This window comes from Ochrobactrum sp. SSR (genome assembly GCF_030067775.1).
In the GTDB taxonomy this organism is placed as follows: Bacteria; Pseudomonadota; Alphaproteobacteria; order Rhizobiales; family Rhizobiaceae; genus Brucella; species Brucella teleogrylli.
Genome location: NZ_CP125969.1, coordinates 1,338,938 through 1,353,741, shown reverse-complemented (window position 1 = coordinate 1,353,741; position 14,804 = coordinate 1,338,938). Strand labels below are relative to the sequence as shown.

Here is a 14,804-nt window from a genome sequence, read left to right as displayed (position 1 = left end):
AATATATTTGAAAGCTTTATCCGATTAATTGTCAATTCGAATAGTGTGGTCGCTTATTGTTGCGTGGATTAGATACTCTTGCCGCTTTGATGGCCGTTACTATCACGGGATTTATGGTTCATCATCCAGAACAGGAGATTTTGAACGGGCGCGGCCCCTGATAGTATGGAGAAGCTCCGCCGTTCCGCTTTCATCGGAACGGCTCGGAGAGACTTTGGTCAAGTGCGTGTGGCGACCGCACCTCCGCAGAGGCGATGCATGAACATCTTTGCGCTTTGCTATTTAGCCAGCGCCTCCCGTATCAGCCGCTGGCAGCGCTCCGTCATGAAATCGATGATCAGACGCACCTTCGGGTCCTGAAAACGCTTGTGCGGATAGATCGCCGCAAGCTGGATCGGTGCTGGCGGCGTGCTTTCGAGGAGCGGCACCAGCCGTCCGTCGCGGAGATATTCCTTCACCTCGAACAGCGGCTTGTTGATGATGCCGCGCCCGCCCAGCGCCCATTGCGTCAATACGTCGCCATCATCGGAATCATAAGGTCCGGTGACTTCGAATTTGCGAAGACCTTCCGATGTTTGCAGCGACCAGTAATATTCCTTCGACCCCGGAAAACGCAGCAGCAAACAGTCATGCGTGTCGCCGAGCAGCTCTTCCGGTGATTGCGGAATCCCATGTTTTTCAAGATATTGCGGGGCGGCGCAGATCACGCGCTCACAATTCAGGATGCCGCGCATGCGCAAGTTGGAGTTTTCCAGAACACCGAGTTTGAAGGCGACATCCACGCTTTCGCTCATAATGTCGATCTCGTGGTCAGATAGTCGCAGGCGCACTTCGATATCCGGATATTTGTCGTGAAACTCCGGAATGCCCGACGCGATGAGCCTGCGGCCAAGCCCCAAAGGCGCGGTGATGCGAATCGAACCCTTGGGATTTTTCGCAAGTTCCGCGACGGCTGCTTCCGCCTCATCGACCGCTTCGAGGATTTTCAAAGCGCCGTCATAGAATATGCGGCCATGCTCGGTCGGCGTCAGCTTGCGCGTGGTACGGTTGAAGAGCCGGACGCCAAGATGCTTCTCCAACTCCTTGATTCGATTACTCGCAACCGCCGGAGAGGCGCGCTGGTCGCGCCCGGCGGCAGAAAGATTTCCCAATTCGACAACGCGCACGAAAACGCGCAGATTATCAAGATAAGACATGCGTCCCCTCCACGATTGTCTAGTTTTTTTTGAAAGTGATGGTCGTGTTGTGACGTTCCCTCGGACGCAAAGCTTTGGCACATAATGAGATAACGAACAATGGGGCGAACAATGGGAGTGCCTGATGTATGATTTTGCCGTAGCCTGGGACTGGCTGGGCTTCGCAGCGCGGTGGCTGCATGTCATTACCGCGATTGCGTGGATCGGCTCGTCTTTCTACTTCATCGCGCTTGATCTCGGTCTGCGCCAGCGTCCCGGCTTGCCGGTTGGTGCGCATGGCGAGGAATGGCAGGTCCATGGCGGTGGTTTCTATCACATCCAGAAATATCTGGTTGCGCCAGCCGAAATGCCGGAACATCTCACTTGGTTCAAATGGGAATCCTACGCCACCTGGCTGTCGGGCTTCACGCTGCTCTGCATCGTTTATTACACGGGCGCCGATCTCTATCTGATCGATCCGAATGTACTCGACGTGTCTGTTCCGGTCGCCATCGCGATTTCCATCGCCTCGCTGGCCTTTGGCTGGGTCGCCTATAACACCATCTGCAAGCTGATGCTGGGCAAGAGCGATACGCTTCTGATGGTCATGCTCTATGCGGTGCTGGTGTTCGTGGCCTGGGGCTATACGCATCTGTTCACCAGCCGCGCGGCCTTCCTGCATCTGGGCGCTTTCACGGCGACGATCATGTCGGCCAACGTGTTCATGATCATCATCCCGAACCAGAAAATCGTGGTGGCCGATCTCATCGCCGGTCGCAAGCCCGATCCGAAATATGGCAAGATCGCCAAGCAGCGCTCGACGCATAACAACTATCTGACGCTGCCGGTTCTATTCCTGATGCTGTCGAACCACAATCCTCTGGCTTTCGGCACGCAGTATAACTGGATCATCGCTTCGCTGGTGTTCCTGATGGGCGTGACCATCCGCCATTGGTTCAACACGCAGCATGCCCGCAAGGGCAAGCCGACCTGGACCTGGCTGGTGACGGTCATCCTGTTCATCGTCATCATGTGGCTTTCCACCGCACCGAAGATTCTGACCGGTCAGCCGGAAGAACAGAAGGTTTCGGCCTTGCAGGAAAGCTTCATCTCGGACCCGCACTTCGGCAAGGTGCGGGATACCGTTTTAGGACGCTGCGCCATGTGCCATGCGGCGGAGCCGGGTTGGGAAGGCATGATCACGCCGCCGAAGGGCGTGACGCTTGAAACAGACCGGGATATCGCCGCCCATGCGCGTGAAATCTATTTGCAGGCCGGTCGCTCCCATGCCATGCCGCCCGCCAATGTGACCGGAGTGACCGACCAGGAGCGCCAGCTTCTCGCCTCCTGGTATGAATCCGCTACTGCTGGAGCAAAGTAACAATGACCAGACTTCTCATCCGTGGCCGCGTGCTGACCTTTCGCGATGAGCCGCAAAGTCTCGATGACAGCGCGTCCTATCGCTATATCGAAGATGGCGCCATTTTGGTCGAAGACGGACGCATTGTGCGCCTTGGGGAGTATGCGCAAGTTAGCGCGGAAGCGGGCAGCGATGTGAAGCTGGCCGATCATCGCCCGCATCTGATCCTGCCGGGCTTCATCGATACGCATATCCATTATCCGCAGACCCAGGTGGTCGCGTCCTATGCCGCCAATCTTCTGGAATGGCTCAACACCTATACATTCGTGGCCGAACAGAAATTCGCCGATGAGCAGCACGCGGAATTCATCGCCGAGCGTTTTCTGGACGAGCTAATCCGCCATGGCACCACCACGGCTGTCGCTTATTGCTCGGTGCATCCGCAAAGCGTCGACGCCTATTTTCGTGCCTCGCAGCATCGCAATATGCGCATGCTGGGCGGCAAGGTGATGATGGATCGCAACGCGCCGCCCGCTTTGTGCGACACGGCGCAATCCGGCTACGACGACAGCAAGGCGCTGATTGCGCGCTGGAACGGCAAGGACCGCCTCGACTATGTGATCACGCCGCGCTTTGCCATTACCTCGACGCCGGAACAGCTCGAAGCCAGTCAGGCGCTTGCCCGTGAACATCCCGAATGCTTTATCCAGACGCATCTTTCGGAGAACCACGACGAAATTGCGTTTACAAAGTCGCTGTATCCCGATGCGCCGGATTATCTCGGCATTTACGAGCATTACGGCCTTTTGGGAAACAAGACGCTGCTTGGCCATTCCATCCATCTGGAAGAGCGCGAAGTGGGTGTGATGGCGGAAACCGGCTCGGTGGCGGTGTTCTGCCCGACCTCGAACCTGTTCCTCGGTTCCGGCCTGTTCGACCGTGATCGCCTGAAGGCGTCGGGCGTGCGCATGGCTGTGGCAACCGATGTCGGCGGCGGCACCAGCTTTTCCATGCTGCGCACCATGGACGAGGGTTACAAGATTTTTCAGTTGCGCGAACAGCGTCTGAACCCGTTCCAGTCCTTCTACATGATGACGCTTGGCAATGCTCGGGCGCTGTCGATGGAAGACAAGATCGGCACGCTGGACGAAGGCACGGAGGCCGATATCGTGGTGCTTGATTCAGCCGCCACATCGCCGATGCGTCTGCGCATGGCGGCAGGCGCAACGCTGGAACAGGAGCTGTTCCTGCTGCAAACGGTCGGCGACGACCGCGCCATTGTCGAAACCTATGTGGCGGGGAGGCCGCTCAAGACGGAACTGTAAAGTACAGATGTAGCCTGACGATTTTCGCCTAATCCGTCGCTTCGCTTCCCCCTCATCCTGAGGTGCGGAGCGAAGCGAAGCATCATCCTGAGCCTGTCGAAGGATCGAAGGACGAGGGCAGGCGCTGGTTCGTTTTCCCTCAGCCCTTCGAGACGCTTTCCTTCGACAAGCTCAGGAAAGCTCCTCAGGATGAGGGAAAAGAGCAGCGTGGCAACATAGAATTCAGCCCAAAATAATCGTGTTCAGAGCTCTTCCGGTCGCTTGCCGCCAATGGCGCGGGTCAGCTGATCGGCGGTCGCGCGGATGAGCGGCCCCACCTCTTCGAGCTTCTTCTTTGGCAGACGCACCGCGGGGCCGGAAACGGAAATGCCAGCAATGCCCTCGCCATATTCGTTGAAAATCGGGGCGGCGATGCAGCACATGCCGAGCGTGTGTTCCTCGTCATCGATGGACCAGCCGCGCATGCGTGTCGCCTGAATGTCTTTCAGAAGCGCAGGCAGGCCATCCAGCGTGCGCTGGGTGAAGTGCTCAAGCGCTTTTGCTGAAAGCGCGCGGGCGATTTCGCCATCCGACCAGGTCGACAGAATTGCTTTGCCGATGCCCGATGCGTGGATCGGTCCGCGCCGTCCGGGACGAAAGAAGGCGCGCATCGGCGCATGGCTTTCAATCTGCGAGATGAACACCACATCGCCGTCGTCCTCGACGCCGATATTCGCGGTCTCGCCGCTCGTCTCCATGAGTTGCTTCAGATAGGGGCGCGCCAGCGTGCCCAGCTTGCGGAAGCGGCGAAAGGCATTGCCGATTTCAAACGCCTTGACACCGATGGTCCAGTCGCCGCTTTCCAGATCGTGTGAAACCATGCCGTGATTGGCAAGCGAGGATAACAGCCGGTGCACGGTGGAAGGTGCCATGCCGCTCGCATCGGCGAGATCGGTCAGGGTCGAGCCGTCATTCTCGGCGATCAGCGCCAGAAGTTTCAGGCTACGGTCCAGAACCTGCACGGACGAGGGCGCGGCATTATCCGCCGCCTTGCGGCCCCGCTTCGCCTTGGCCTGTTCCATCTGCCCGCCTCCGATTCTGCTGTGATCATTCACTATCCTATCGCCGCATCCGCGAAAAGGGCCGCCGATTATCTCCATTCCGTTGAAAATCTTTATTTCCATATAATGGTATGCATTTCCATTTTTTGAAAATAGGATTTGTAAATGGAAGATGTTTCCGTAGGAGGATAGGGCGATGGCCAGAATGCGTGCAGTCGATGCAGCCGTGCTTGTGCTGGAGAGGGAAGGGATCAATTGCGCTTTCGGCGTGCCGGGTGCAGCCATCAATCCGTTTTATTCGGCCATGAAGGCGCGCGGCTCGATCCGCCATGTGCTCGCCCGCCATGTCGAAGGCGCATCGCATATGGCCGAAGGCTATACGCGGGCAAAGCATGGCAATATCGGCCTGTGCATCGGCACCTCCGGCCCGGCGGGCACGGATATGATCACCGGCCTCTATTCGGCTTCCGCCGATTCCATTCCGATCCTCTGCGTCACAGGGCAAGCCCCCCGCGCCCGGCTCGACAAGGAGGACTTTCAGGCAGTCGATATCGCCAAGATCGCGGCCCCGGTCACCAAATGGGCGGTCACGGTCATGGAGCCTGCACTGGTGCCTTTTGTTTTTCAGAAGGCGTTCCATGTCATGCGGTCGGGCCGTCCCGGTCCGGTGCTGATCGATCTGCCGATTGATGTGCAGATGGCCGAAATAGAGTTCGACATCGACACCTATCAGCCGATGGAGGCCTATAAGCCAGCCGCCACGCGGGCGCAGGCCGAAAAGGCGATTGCCATGCTCAACGCGGCGGAACGCCCGCTGATCGTTGCGGGTGGCGGCATCATCAATGCCGATGCATCGGATTTGCTGGTCGAATTCGCCGAGATCACCGGCATTCCGGTCATCCCGACCCTGATGGGCTGGGGCGTCATCCCGGACGATCACCGTCTGATGGCGGGCATGTGCGGCCTCCAGACCTCGCATCGCTACGGCAATGCCAATCTGCTGGCCTCCGATGCGGTCATCGGCATCGGCAATCGATGGGCCAACCGTCACACCGGCAATGTCGATACCTATAAGAAGGATCGCACCTTCATCCATGTCGATATCGAACCGACGCAGATCGGGCGCGTCTTTGCACCAGATTTCGGCATCGTGTCCGATGCGGGCAAGGCGCTGAAGCAGTTGCTCGACGTTGCGACCGAATGGAAGGCGGCAGGCAAGTTGCGCGACTGGTCCGGCTGGGCGAAGGAATGCGAGGGCCGCAAGCGCACCATGCTGCGCAAGACGCATTTCGACCAGACGCCGCTGAAACCCCAGCGTGTCTATGAGGAGATGAACAAGGCTTTCGGGCGTGACACCTGCTATGTCACCACCATAGGTCTCAGCCAGATCGCCGGCGCGCAGTTCCTGCATGTCTACCGCCCGCGCAACTGGATCAATTGCGGTCAGGCCGGTCCGCTCGGCTGGACCCTGCCTGCGGCGCTGGGCGTCCGCGCTGCCGATCCGGATCGGCCTATCGTGGCGCTGTCGGGCGACTATGACTTCCAGTTCATGATCGAGGAACTGGCGGTCGGCGCGCAGCACAAACTGCCCTACATCCATGTCGTCGTGAACAATTCCTATCTCGGCCTGATCCGTCAGGCGCAGCGCGGCTTCAATATGGATTTCGAGGTCAGCCTTGCCTTTGACAACATCAATGCGTCCGGCGATGCGGAGAAGGGCTATGGCGTCGATCATGTGGCGGTTGCCGAAGGTCTCGGCTGCAAGGCGATCCGGGTGCGCAGCCCTAACCAGTTTGCGGAAAGTTTCGAGCAGGCCAAGGCGCTGATGCAGGAGCATCAGGTGCCCGTCGTGATGGAATTCATTCTGGAACGCGTCACCAATATTTCCATGGGCGCCGACATCGATCAGGTGGTCGAGTTCGAGGACCTGGCCGAACGCGGCGAGGATGCGCCGACCGCGATTGCGGCATTGCTGGATTAGCGGCGCGATTTTTCCCCCGGCTTCACTCCTCATCCTGAGGTGCGGAGCGAAGCGAAGCATCATCCTGAGCCCGTCGAAGGGTCGAAGGGTGAGGGCAGGCACGGTGCGTTTTCCCTCGCCCTTCGAGACGCCTCCCTTCGACAAGCTCGGGAGGCTCCTCAGGATGAGGGAAAAGAACAACATTAGAGCAATTGGAGAAGTGTGAAGCGGTTCTCCGCAATTGCGTAGAAAAACAGAGGAGGCGGAAATGCCAAGATTTGCAGCCAATCTCACCATGCTTTTCACCGAAGTGCCGTTCATGGATCGCTTTGCGCTGGCCGCCAAGGCCGGGTTCGCAGGCGTCGAATATCTGTTCCCTTACGACTTCAACCGGCATGAGCTGAAAGCAGCGCTGACCCGCCACAATCTGGCGCAGGTGCTGCACAATCTGCCCGCCGGCAACTGGGCAGGCGGCGAGCGCGGTATCGCCGTCCTGCCGGATCGTGTGGATGAGTTCCGGCGCGGCGTGGCGGATGCCATCGATTACGCCACGACGCTCAACTGCTCGCAGGTCAACTGCCTTGCCGGGATCGCGCCGCAGGGCATCGACCCGGACGCGCTGCGGGCCACCTTTGTCGGCAATCTGCGGCTGGCGGCGAAGGAGCTGGGAAAGCACGGCATCCGCCTGCTGATCGAGCCGATCAACCATTACGACATTCCAGGTTTCTATCTGAACACTGTGGAGCAGGCGGTTTCGATCATCGACGAGGTGGGCAGCAACAACCTGTTCATTCAGTACGACCTTTATCACCAGCAGCGCACGCGCGGCGAACTCGTCGCGACCTATGAGCGCTACAAGCCGCTGATCGCGCATGTGCAGCTTGCCGACAATCCGGGGCGCAACGAGCCCGGCACCGGCGAGATCCATTATCCGAACGTCTTCGAGGCACTGAAGAACGCCGGATACAAGGGCTGGATCGGCTGTGAATACAAGCCGAAGACCACCACCGAGGAAGGTCTGGGCTGGTTCAAACAATATGAAGCCGAGCGTCTGAGCGCGTAAATTGCATAGGGAGATAGAGAATGGCCAAGATCGGCTTTATCGGACTGGGTATCATGGGCAAGCCGATGGCGCAGCATTTGCAGAATGCAGGCCACCAGCTTTTCACCTCGAAGCATAGCCAGCCGCCGCACAAGGACCTGATGGATGCGGGGCTGACGGTTCTCGATACGCCCAAGGCGGTGGCTGCGGAATGCGAGACGACCATACTCATGCTGCCGGATACGCCGCAGGTGGCCGAAGTCCTTTTCGGGGAAAACGGCGCGGCGGAAGGTCTGGGCAAGGGCAAGACGCTGATCGACATGAGTTCGATTTCGCCCATCGAGACCAAGGAATTTGCGAAAAAAGTCCGCGCCACGGGTGCGGAATATATCGATGCGCCGGTTTCGGGCGGCGAGATGGGCGCGAAGAACGCCAGCCTCTCCATCATGGCGGGCGGCGCGCAGGCAAGCTTTGATGCGGCGCTGCCGCTTCTCAAGCTGATGGGCAAGAACATCACGCTGGTCGGCGATTGTGGCGATGGCCAGACCACCAAGGTCGCCAATCAGATCATCGTGGCGCTCAACATCGAAGCTGTTGCCGAAGCGCTGGTCTTCGCCTCGAAGGCGGGTGCCGATCCGGCCAAGGTGCGCGAAGCGCTGATGGGCGGTTTTGCTTCCTCGCGCATTCTCGAAGTGCATGGCGAGCGCATGATCAAGCGCACCTTCGATCCTGGTTTCCGCATTGCCTTGCATCAGAAAGACCTCAATCTGGCGCTTCAGGGCGCGAAGGCCTTGGGCGTCTCGCTGCCCAACACGGCCACGGCGCAGGAGCTGTTCAATTCCTGCGCGGCGCACGGCGATGATGGTCTCGACCATTCCGGTCTGGTGCGCGCGCTGGAGCGGATGGCCAATCACGAGGTCGCCTGAGCTTCGGGCATGACCTTTTCTCTGGAGGGGAGAAGGTGGAGCTGGCCGCTTTGGAGGAGGTGGCCGGCTCCATTGATTTTATTTGCGCGGCACGAAATAGTGCTGCCAAACCAATAATCAAAATCGGGAATCCCATGACTGCCCCAAGCGCCATCGCCGATCCGAAGAAGTTTTTGACCAGCCTTTTCGATGCGGCTGTTGCCGCAGCCGATCCGGAACTGGTGATACGGGCAAACCTGCCCGCGAAGCCCAAGGGCCGCACGATCGTCATCGGCGCGGGCAAAGGTTCCGCGCAGATGGCGGCGGCTTTCGAAAGGGCGTGGGACGGCCCGATTGAGGGTCTTGTGGTGACACGCTATGGCTATGGCACGCCCTGCGAACGCATCGAGATTATCGAGGCGGCGCATCCGGTTCCAGATGATGCCGGGCTTGTGGCATCCAAGCGCCTGTTCGAAGCCGTATCGGGCCTCACGGAAGACGATCTCGTGGTGGCGCTGATATCAGGCGGCGGCTCGGCACTGCTGCCATCACCGCCGGAAGGGCTGACGCTGCAAGACGAAATTGCCGTCAACAAGGCCTTGCTGGCGTCGGGCGCGCCGATCTCGGCCATGAATGCCGTGCGCAAGCATCTTTCGACCATCAAGGGCGGACGCCTTGCCGCCGCCGCCCATCCGGCCAAAGTTTTCTCGCTGGTGGTCTCGGATATTCCGGGCGACAATCCGGCCTTCGTGGCTTCTGGCCCGACTGTACCGGATCAAACCAGCCGCGACGATGCGCTCAGGATCATCGAACGCTACCGGCTCGACTTGCCGGAGGCTGCGCTCAAGCATATTCGCGGCGAAGGCGCACATGCACCGAAACCCGATGACGCGGTTTTCGCGCAAAACGAGGTGCGGGTGATTGCATCTGCCGCCGTATCGCTGGAAGCGGCAGCGAAAGAGGCTGCCCGCCACGGTGTTGAAGCGGTGATCCTGTCGGACGCCATGGAAGGGGAATCGCGCGAGGTGGCGCATGTCCATGCGGCAATTGCGCGGGAGGTGGCCGAACGCGACCGCCCGTTCAAGAAACCGGTGGTCATTCTGTCCGGGGGCGAAACCACCGTCACCATTCGCGGCAAGGGTGGCAAGGGTGGGCGCAACAGCGAATTCCTGCTGTCCTTCGCGCTCGATATCGACGGCTATGGCAATATCCATGCGCTGGCCGCTGACACGGATGGCATTGACGGTTCGGAGGACAATGCGGGTGCTTTCGCCGATGGCAGCACGGTGTCGCGTCTGCAAAAGGCGGGCGAGGATGGTGCGGCGCGCCTCAACAACAATGATGCCTGGACGGCGTTTGACGCCATCGGCGATCTGTTCATACCGGGACCGACCGGCACCAATGTCAACGATTTGCGCGCGATTCTTGTGACGGAATAGTGTCGTCGTCGAGCAGGATTCGACTAGCCGCGCCATCGAGATCTTCATATTGGCCGTTTTTCAGCGACCACAGGAAAGCGGCAAGTCCCAGTGCACCCATGAACAGCGCAACGGGGATCAGAAACAGAAGCCCGCTCATTTGTGTGCTTCCTTGATGAAGGCCACAGGCGCTGCCGTTTTCTGCGCCTGTTGCTTCTGCTTTCCCGCTTTCAGGCGTAGCGCATTGCTGACAACCACGATGGATGATAGCGACATGGAAAGAGCCGCCACCAGCGGCGTGACATAGCCGAAAATCGCAATCGGCACGGCGATGATATTATAGCCGATGGACAGCGCGAAATTCTGTCTGATCAGCCGGCCAGCCTCCTTCGAGACGGCGAGGGCCAGCGGCACGGCGGCGAGGCTTGTCCGCAGGAACACAAAGTCGGCGGCATTGCGCCCGATATCCGCTGCAGTTGCAGGCGCCATGGAAACATGGGCCGCGACGAGGGCGGGCGCATCGTTGAGACCATCGCCCACCATCAGCACCTTTCGGCCTTCGCCGGAAAGCTCCTGTACAAGCCGGGATTTGTCGGCGGGCAGCACTGCGCCGCGATAATCATCGACGCCGAGATAATCCGCGAGTTGTCTGACGGCGGGCAACCGGTCGCCGGAAATAATGGCGAGCTTCAGCCCATCCTTTTTCAGCGCGGCGATGGCGGCGGCGGCGTCTTCGCGCGGGCTGTCCTCGAAACGGAAGGTTTCAACCAGCATACCGTCGATGGAAAGGCAGGTTTCCGGGCCGTTTGCGGCGGTTGCATCGGCCAGGCCGCCCACCCATTCGGATTTGCCGAGACGATAGAGCTTGCCGTCGATTTCCGCCTCGATCCCCGAACCGGAAAATTCCTCGATCCGGGTGAAGGCGCTCATCGGGCCCTGACCGGAAAACTGCGCCAACGCCCGCGACAGCGGATGGCGGGAATAGAGCGACAGTTCGGCGGCGATTTCCAGATAGCGCGCATTGACGCTTTCAACGCCGATCAGTCGCGGCTGGCCGAGCGTGAGCGTGCCGGTCTTGTCGAAAATCGCCGTGTCGATCTCGGCCATGCGCTCCATGGCGGAGCCGTCCTTGATCATGATGCCGTTCTCGAACAGGCGGCGCGCCGCAACCACCTGCACAATCGGCACCGCCAGCGCCAGCGCGCATGGGCAGGTGATGATCAGCGTGCAGATGGCGATATAGATCGAGCGATACCAGTCGCCGCCCGTGTAGACCATCCAGCCTGTAAATGCGAGGAAGGCGATCGTGTGCACCATCGGCACATAGAGTTCCGAGGCGCGGTCGGCGAGGCGGCGATAATAGGCGCGTCCGCTCTCGGCCACATCCATCAGGCGCACCATTTCGGCAAGGAAGGAATCTTTCGCTTCCGCCGTCGCCCGGATGATGAGTGGCGTGGAGAGGTTCAGCGTACCGGCGCGAATATCTGAACCGGGGCCGACCGGCACCGCATCGCTTTCGCCTGATGCAATGGCGCAATCGAGTTCGGAGCGGCCTTCCTCAATTCTGGCATCCACCGGCACACGCTCGCCCGCCGCCAGAATGATGCGCATGCCGGGGCGGATTTCATTGACGGGCAGATAGTTCCGCTCGCCATTATCGCCGATCACCACCGCGCCGCGACTGCCAAGCTGCGCCAGTCCGCGCACGGCGGAGCGGGCGCGGGCGCGCATCATGTAATCCAGCGTGCGACCGATCAGCAGGAAGAACAGAAGCGTCACGGAGGCATCGAAATAGGCATGATGACCGTGGTTCATGGTCTCATAGATACTCATCGCAAAAGCGAGCGAAATGGCGAGCGCTATCGGCACATCCATGTTCACTCGCCTGTTGCGCAGCGCATTCCAAGCGGAAACATAGAAGATACGGCCCGAGAAGATCAGCGTCGGCAGGGCGATGAGGCCAGAGACCCAGTGGAACAGATCGCGGGTTGCCGCATCCGCGCCCGACCAGACGGCGACGGAAAGCAGCATGACATTGCTGGAGGCAAAAGCCGCAACGCCAAGCGCGATCAGCAGGCGCGTGAAGGCGGGGTCCTTCTCCTGCGCCATGTCGAAAATATGCGCTTCATAGCCGAGCTTCCGCAGCGGATCGACGACATTGGGCGGCGTTTCGCCGTCCTTCCAGCGGATCGCGACCCGGCGCGCCGTCAGGTTGACGCGCACATAGGCAACGCCCGCAATCTGGCCCAGCGAATCTTCGATGGTCTTGATGCACAGGCCGCAGTGAACGCCCGGCACCGAGAGGTCGAGTTGCCGCAGCCCGTCGCCAAGCGCGCGGCTGGCGAGCTGCATTTCATCCGGAGAAACACGCTGGATGACAGTCGCGATCTGTGCATTCTCGACGCAGCAGCTCATAGCATTTTGCCGTTTTTGATCAGGACACGGATGATGTGGCGATACGGGTCTTCCAGACCGGCATCGGCATTGATTTCCATGACCCATGCGCCATCGGTAAGCGCGATGCTGGCGCCGAGCACACCTGCTTCGTCGCCAGCGGTGAGCGCGGCCTTGGTATCGTTCACATCGCCCACCGGACGCTTGAACTCCACGGTACCGCCAGTCACTGCAACCGGCTGGCCGTTGCGGTCGAGCAGACGATAGGTCAGCACGCCATTTTCATAAGACGGTTTCGACTGCCATTGCAGAGCGGCCTGCTGCTTGCCGGTCTCGGCCTTTTCGTTGAACTCCTGGCTTGCGACGTAGGAATTGGCGACGACCAGCCCGCTCCAGCTGTTGATGGCGAAATAGGCCATCGTCACATTGACGGCGATGATCACCCCGAAGAACGCCACCATGATGCCCAGCATGTGCCAGCCGGTGAAAGTGCCCGACGAATTTGCGGATGCTGTCTTGGTTTCTGCCGACATTATCGTCCCTCCGGAGCCATGAAGGTTGCCTTGTAGCGGGCGTGTTCCGCGCCGTCCGCATCGCGCACTTCGATTTCATAATCCTGGCGGTGATCGGTGATGGCGCTGTGCGGCAGGGTCACGAAGACGCGCAATGTCTTCAGCCGGTCGGGTTCGACGGGCACGGCATAATTGCCGTCTACGTCTGCCGTCTCGTCCTGTACGGTCAGGGTCGCGCCGGGCAGACCTTCGATGGAAAGCCGGAAGGTGCGCGGCGTCGGGATCATGTTCAGAAGCTTGACGGTATAGCCGTTGCGGATTGAACCGTCGGACAGAAGCACATATTGCGGGTTGCGATCATGCAGGACATTGATACCGATGCGCTGGCGCATCGACAGCGAAATGACCAGCGTGAGGCCGATCAGCGCCCAGACGATGAAATAGAACAGGCTGCGCGGACGCAGCACCTTGCCCCACGACAGGTTCTGCACCTTGTGGGAAAAGCGGTTCGGCGCGTCATAAACCCGCGCGGGGGTAATGGGCATCGTTCCGTTGTCGGTCGCCAGCGCCATATTGGCGTTGTAGTCGGCCAGCGTCGCATAGGAGATGAGGCCGCGCGCCTTGCCGACCTTGTCCATAACGGAATTGCAGGCATCGATGCATAGCGCGCAGGTGATGCATTCAAGCTGCTGGCCGTCGCGAATGTCGATACCCATGGGGCAGGCGGCGACACACGCATTGCAATCCACGCAGTCACCGACGGCTTCCCCGGTGGCGATTGCCTTCTTGGCATGGCGCGAACGCGGCTCGCCACGCCAGTCATTATAGGTGACGGTCAGCGAATTCTCGTCCAGCATCGCGGCCTGAATGCGCGGCCATGGGCACATATAGGTGCAGACCTGCTCGCGCATCAGCCCGCCGAGCACATAGGTGGTGGCGGTGAGAATGGCGACGGTGAAATAGGCGACGGGCGCCGCCTGTCCGCTCACGAAGTCGAGGAGCAATTTCGGCGCATCGGCGAAATAGAAAATCCACGCGCCGCCGGTCAGCACCCCGATCAAAAGCCAGATCGAATGTTTCGCCACCCGCTTCCAGATCTTGTCGAAAGTCCATGGCCCCTTGTCGAGCTTCATGCGGGCGTTGCGGTCGCCTTCGATGGCGCGTTCCACCACGAGATAGAGATCGACCCAGACGGTCTGCGGGCAGGTATAGCCGCACCATGCGCGGCCTGCGACGGATGTGACCAGAAACAGGCCGAGGCCCGCCATGATGAGCAGGCCCGCGACGTAATAGAATTCCTGCGGCCAGATTTCGATGAAGAAGAAATAGAAGCGGCGATTGGCGAGGTCGATCAGCACGGCCTGATCGGGCGCATAAGGCCCGCGATCCCAGCGCAACCACGGCGTGAGATAATAGATGCCCAGCGTGATGAGCATGACGAGCCATTTGAAGCGCCGGAACTCACCTCGAACGCGCTTCGGAAAAATCTTGACCCGCGCCGCATAGAGCGATTGCCGGGTCTTGGGGGAATTCACTGCCTGAACGTCGATGCGTTCGACCTGCTCTGACATTTTATGCTCCGTGAGAGGAGAAGGGAGTAGGGGAATAGGGGAGTAAGGGAGTATGAAAAAAAGGGGCGCGACGTTGCGGGCCTTCACAACCAAAACATACTC

Annotated in this window: 12 protein-coding genes; 6 read left to right on the top strand and 6 right to left on the bottom strand. The window is 59.8% G+C overall.

What is annotated here, in order from left to right:
* Positions 1 to 278 precede the first annotated feature (278 nt).
* Entirely contained in the window at positions 279 to 1,196 is a 918-nt protein-coding gene (locus QLQ11_RS06505) for a LysR family transcriptional regulator (RefSeq protein ID WP_109368389.1), read from the bottom strand.
* 124 nt (positions 1,197 to 1,320) lie between these two features.
* Here QLQ11_RS06505 and QLQ11_RS06500 point away from each other — a divergent pair, with 124 nt between their 5' ends.
* Together QLQ11_RS06500 and guaD are read left to right on the top strand one after the other, a co-directional pair.
* Positions 1,321 to 2,556, top strand: a complete 1,236-nt coding sequence (locus QLQ11_RS06500; protein ID WP_109368390.1) for a urate hydroxylase PuuD — start codon at positions 1,321 to 1,323, stop codon at positions 2,554 to 2,556.
* Between the two features lie 2 nt (positions 2,557 to 2,558).
* Complete coding sequence (guaD, locus tag QLQ11_RS06495; protein WP_109368391.1) at positions 2,559 to 3,860, top strand: guanine deaminase; 1,302 nt, start codon at positions 2,559 to 2,561, stop codon at positions 3,858 to 3,860.
* A 242-nt stretch (positions 3,861 to 4,102) separates the two neighbouring features.
* On the opposite strand, the gene QLQ11_RS06490 is transcribed toward guaD, so the two are convergent.
* Positions 4,103 to 4,921, bottom strand: a complete 819-nt coding sequence (locus tag QLQ11_RS06490; RefSeq protein WP_109370171.1) for an IclR family transcriptional regulator — start codon at positions 4,919 to 4,921, stop codon at positions 4,103 to 4,105.
* A gap of 175 nt (positions 4,922 to 5,096) precedes the next feature.
* On the opposite strand from QLQ11_RS06490, the gene gcl reads away from it, so the two are divergent.
* The 4 genes from gcl to QLQ11_RS06470 all read left to right on the top strand — a co-directional run bounded on the left by gcl (position 5,097) and on the right by QLQ11_RS06470 (position 10,246).
* Positions 5,097 to 6,881, top strand: coding sequence for a glyoxylate carboligase (gene gcl, locus QLQ11_RS06485; RefSeq protein WP_109368392.1), 1,785 nt, complete (start codon positions 5,097 to 5,099; stop codon positions 6,879 to 6,881).
* A gap of 247 nt (positions 6,882 to 7,128) precedes the next feature.
* Positions 7,129 to 7,923: a hydroxypyruvate isomerase gene (gene hyi / locus QLQ11_RS06480; RefSeq protein ID WP_109368393.1), complete on the top strand. Its 795-nt coding sequence runs from the start codon at positions 7,129 to 7,131 to the stop codon at positions 7,921 to 7,923.
* A gap of 20 nt (positions 7,924 to 7,943) precedes the next feature.
* Complete coding sequence (locus QLQ11_RS06475) at positions 7,944 to 8,828, top strand: 2-hydroxy-3-oxopropionate reductase (RefSeq protein WP_109368394.1); 885 nt, start codon at positions 7,944 to 7,946, stop codon at positions 8,826 to 8,828.
* A gap of 134 nt (positions 8,829 to 8,962) precedes the next feature.
* Positions 8,963 to 10,246, top strand: a complete 1,284-nt coding sequence (locus tag QLQ11_RS06470) for a glycerate kinase (protein WP_109370172.1) — start codon at positions 8,963 to 8,965, stop codon at positions 10,244 to 10,246.
* On the opposite strand, the gene ccoS is transcribed toward QLQ11_RS06470, so the two are convergent.
* From ccoS to ccoG, 4 genes are read right to left on the bottom strand one after another with little or no spacing between them, the layout of a single operon-like run.
* The gene (gene ccoS, locus QLQ11_RS06465) at positions 10,212 to 10,385 is read right to left on the bottom strand and encodes a cbb3-type cytochrome oxidase assembly protein CcoS (protein WP_109368395.1); all 174 of its coding nucleotides are present in this window, start codon (positions 10,383 to 10,385) and stop codon (positions 10,212 to 10,214) included. The genes QLQ11_RS06470 and ccoS overlap by 35 nt on opposite strands.
* Positions 10,382 to 12,640, bottom strand: a complete 2,259-nt coding sequence (locus QLQ11_RS06460) for a cation-translocating P-type ATPase (RefSeq protein ID WP_109368396.1) — start codon at positions 12,638 to 12,640, stop codon at positions 10,382 to 10,384. The genes ccoS and QLQ11_RS06460 overlap by 4 nt, the downstream gene beginning before the upstream one ends.
* Positions 12,637 to 13,152, bottom strand: a complete 516-nt coding sequence (locus tag QLQ11_RS06455) for a FixH family protein (RefSeq protein ID WP_109368397.1) — start codon at positions 13,150 to 13,152, stop codon at positions 12,637 to 12,639. Before QLQ11_RS06455 ends, QLQ11_RS06460 begins: the two co-directional genes overlap by 4 nt.
* Complete coding sequence (gene ccoG, locus QLQ11_RS06450; protein ID WP_109368398.1) at positions 13,152 to 14,702, bottom strand: cytochrome c oxidase accessory protein CcoG; 1,551 nt, start codon at positions 14,700 to 14,702, stop codon at positions 13,152 to 13,154. Before ccoG ends, QLQ11_RS06455 begins: the two co-directional genes overlap by 1 nt.
* Between the last annotated feature and the right edge of the window lie 102 nt (positions 14,703 to 14,804).

Coding starts and splice junctions, on each gene's coding strand:
- QLQ11_RS06505 (WP_109368389.1), bottom strand. CDS start 1,196: ATGTCTTATCTTGATAATCTGCGCGTTTTCGTGCGCGTTGTCGAATTG.
- QLQ11_RS06500 (WP_109368390.1), top strand. CDS start 1,321: ATGTATGATTTTGCCGTAGCCTGGGACTGGCTGGGCTTCGCAGCGCGG.
- guaD (WP_109368391.1), top strand. CDS start 2,559: ATGACCAGACTTCTCATCCGTGGCCGCGTGCTGACCTTTCGCGATGAG.
- QLQ11_RS06490 (WP_109370171.1), bottom strand. CDS start 4,921: ATGGAACAGGCCAAGGCGAAGCGGGGCCGCAAGGCGGCGGATAATGCC.
- gcl (WP_109368392.1), top strand. CDS start 5,097: ATGGCCAGAATGCGTGCAGTCGATGCAGCCGTGCTTGTGCTGGAGAGG.
- hyi (WP_109368393.1), top strand. CDS start 7,129: ATGCCAAGATTTGCAGCCAATCTCACCATGCTTTTCACCGAAGTGCCG.
- QLQ11_RS06475 (WP_109368394.1), top strand. CDS start 7,944: ATGGCCAAGATCGGCTTTATCGGACTGGGTATCATGGGCAAGCCGATG.
- QLQ11_RS06470 (WP_109370172.1), top strand. CDS start 8,963: ATGACTGCCCCAAGCGCCATCGCCGATCCGAAGAAGTTTTTGACCAGC.
- ccoS (WP_109368395.1), bottom strand. CDS start 10,385: ATGAGCGGGCTTCTGTTTCTGATCCCCGTTGCGCTGTTCATGGGTGCA.
- QLQ11_RS06460 (WP_109368396.1), bottom strand. CDS start 12,640: ATGAGCTGCTGCGTCGAGAATGCACAGATCGCGACTGTCATCCAGCGT.
- QLQ11_RS06455 (WP_109368397.1), bottom strand. CDS start 13,152: ATGTCGGCAGAAACCAAGACAGCATCCGCAAATTCGTCGGGCACTTTC.
- ccoG (WP_109368398.1), bottom strand. CDS start 14,702: ATGTCAGAGCAGGTCGAACGCATCGACGTTCAGGCAGTGAATTCCCCC.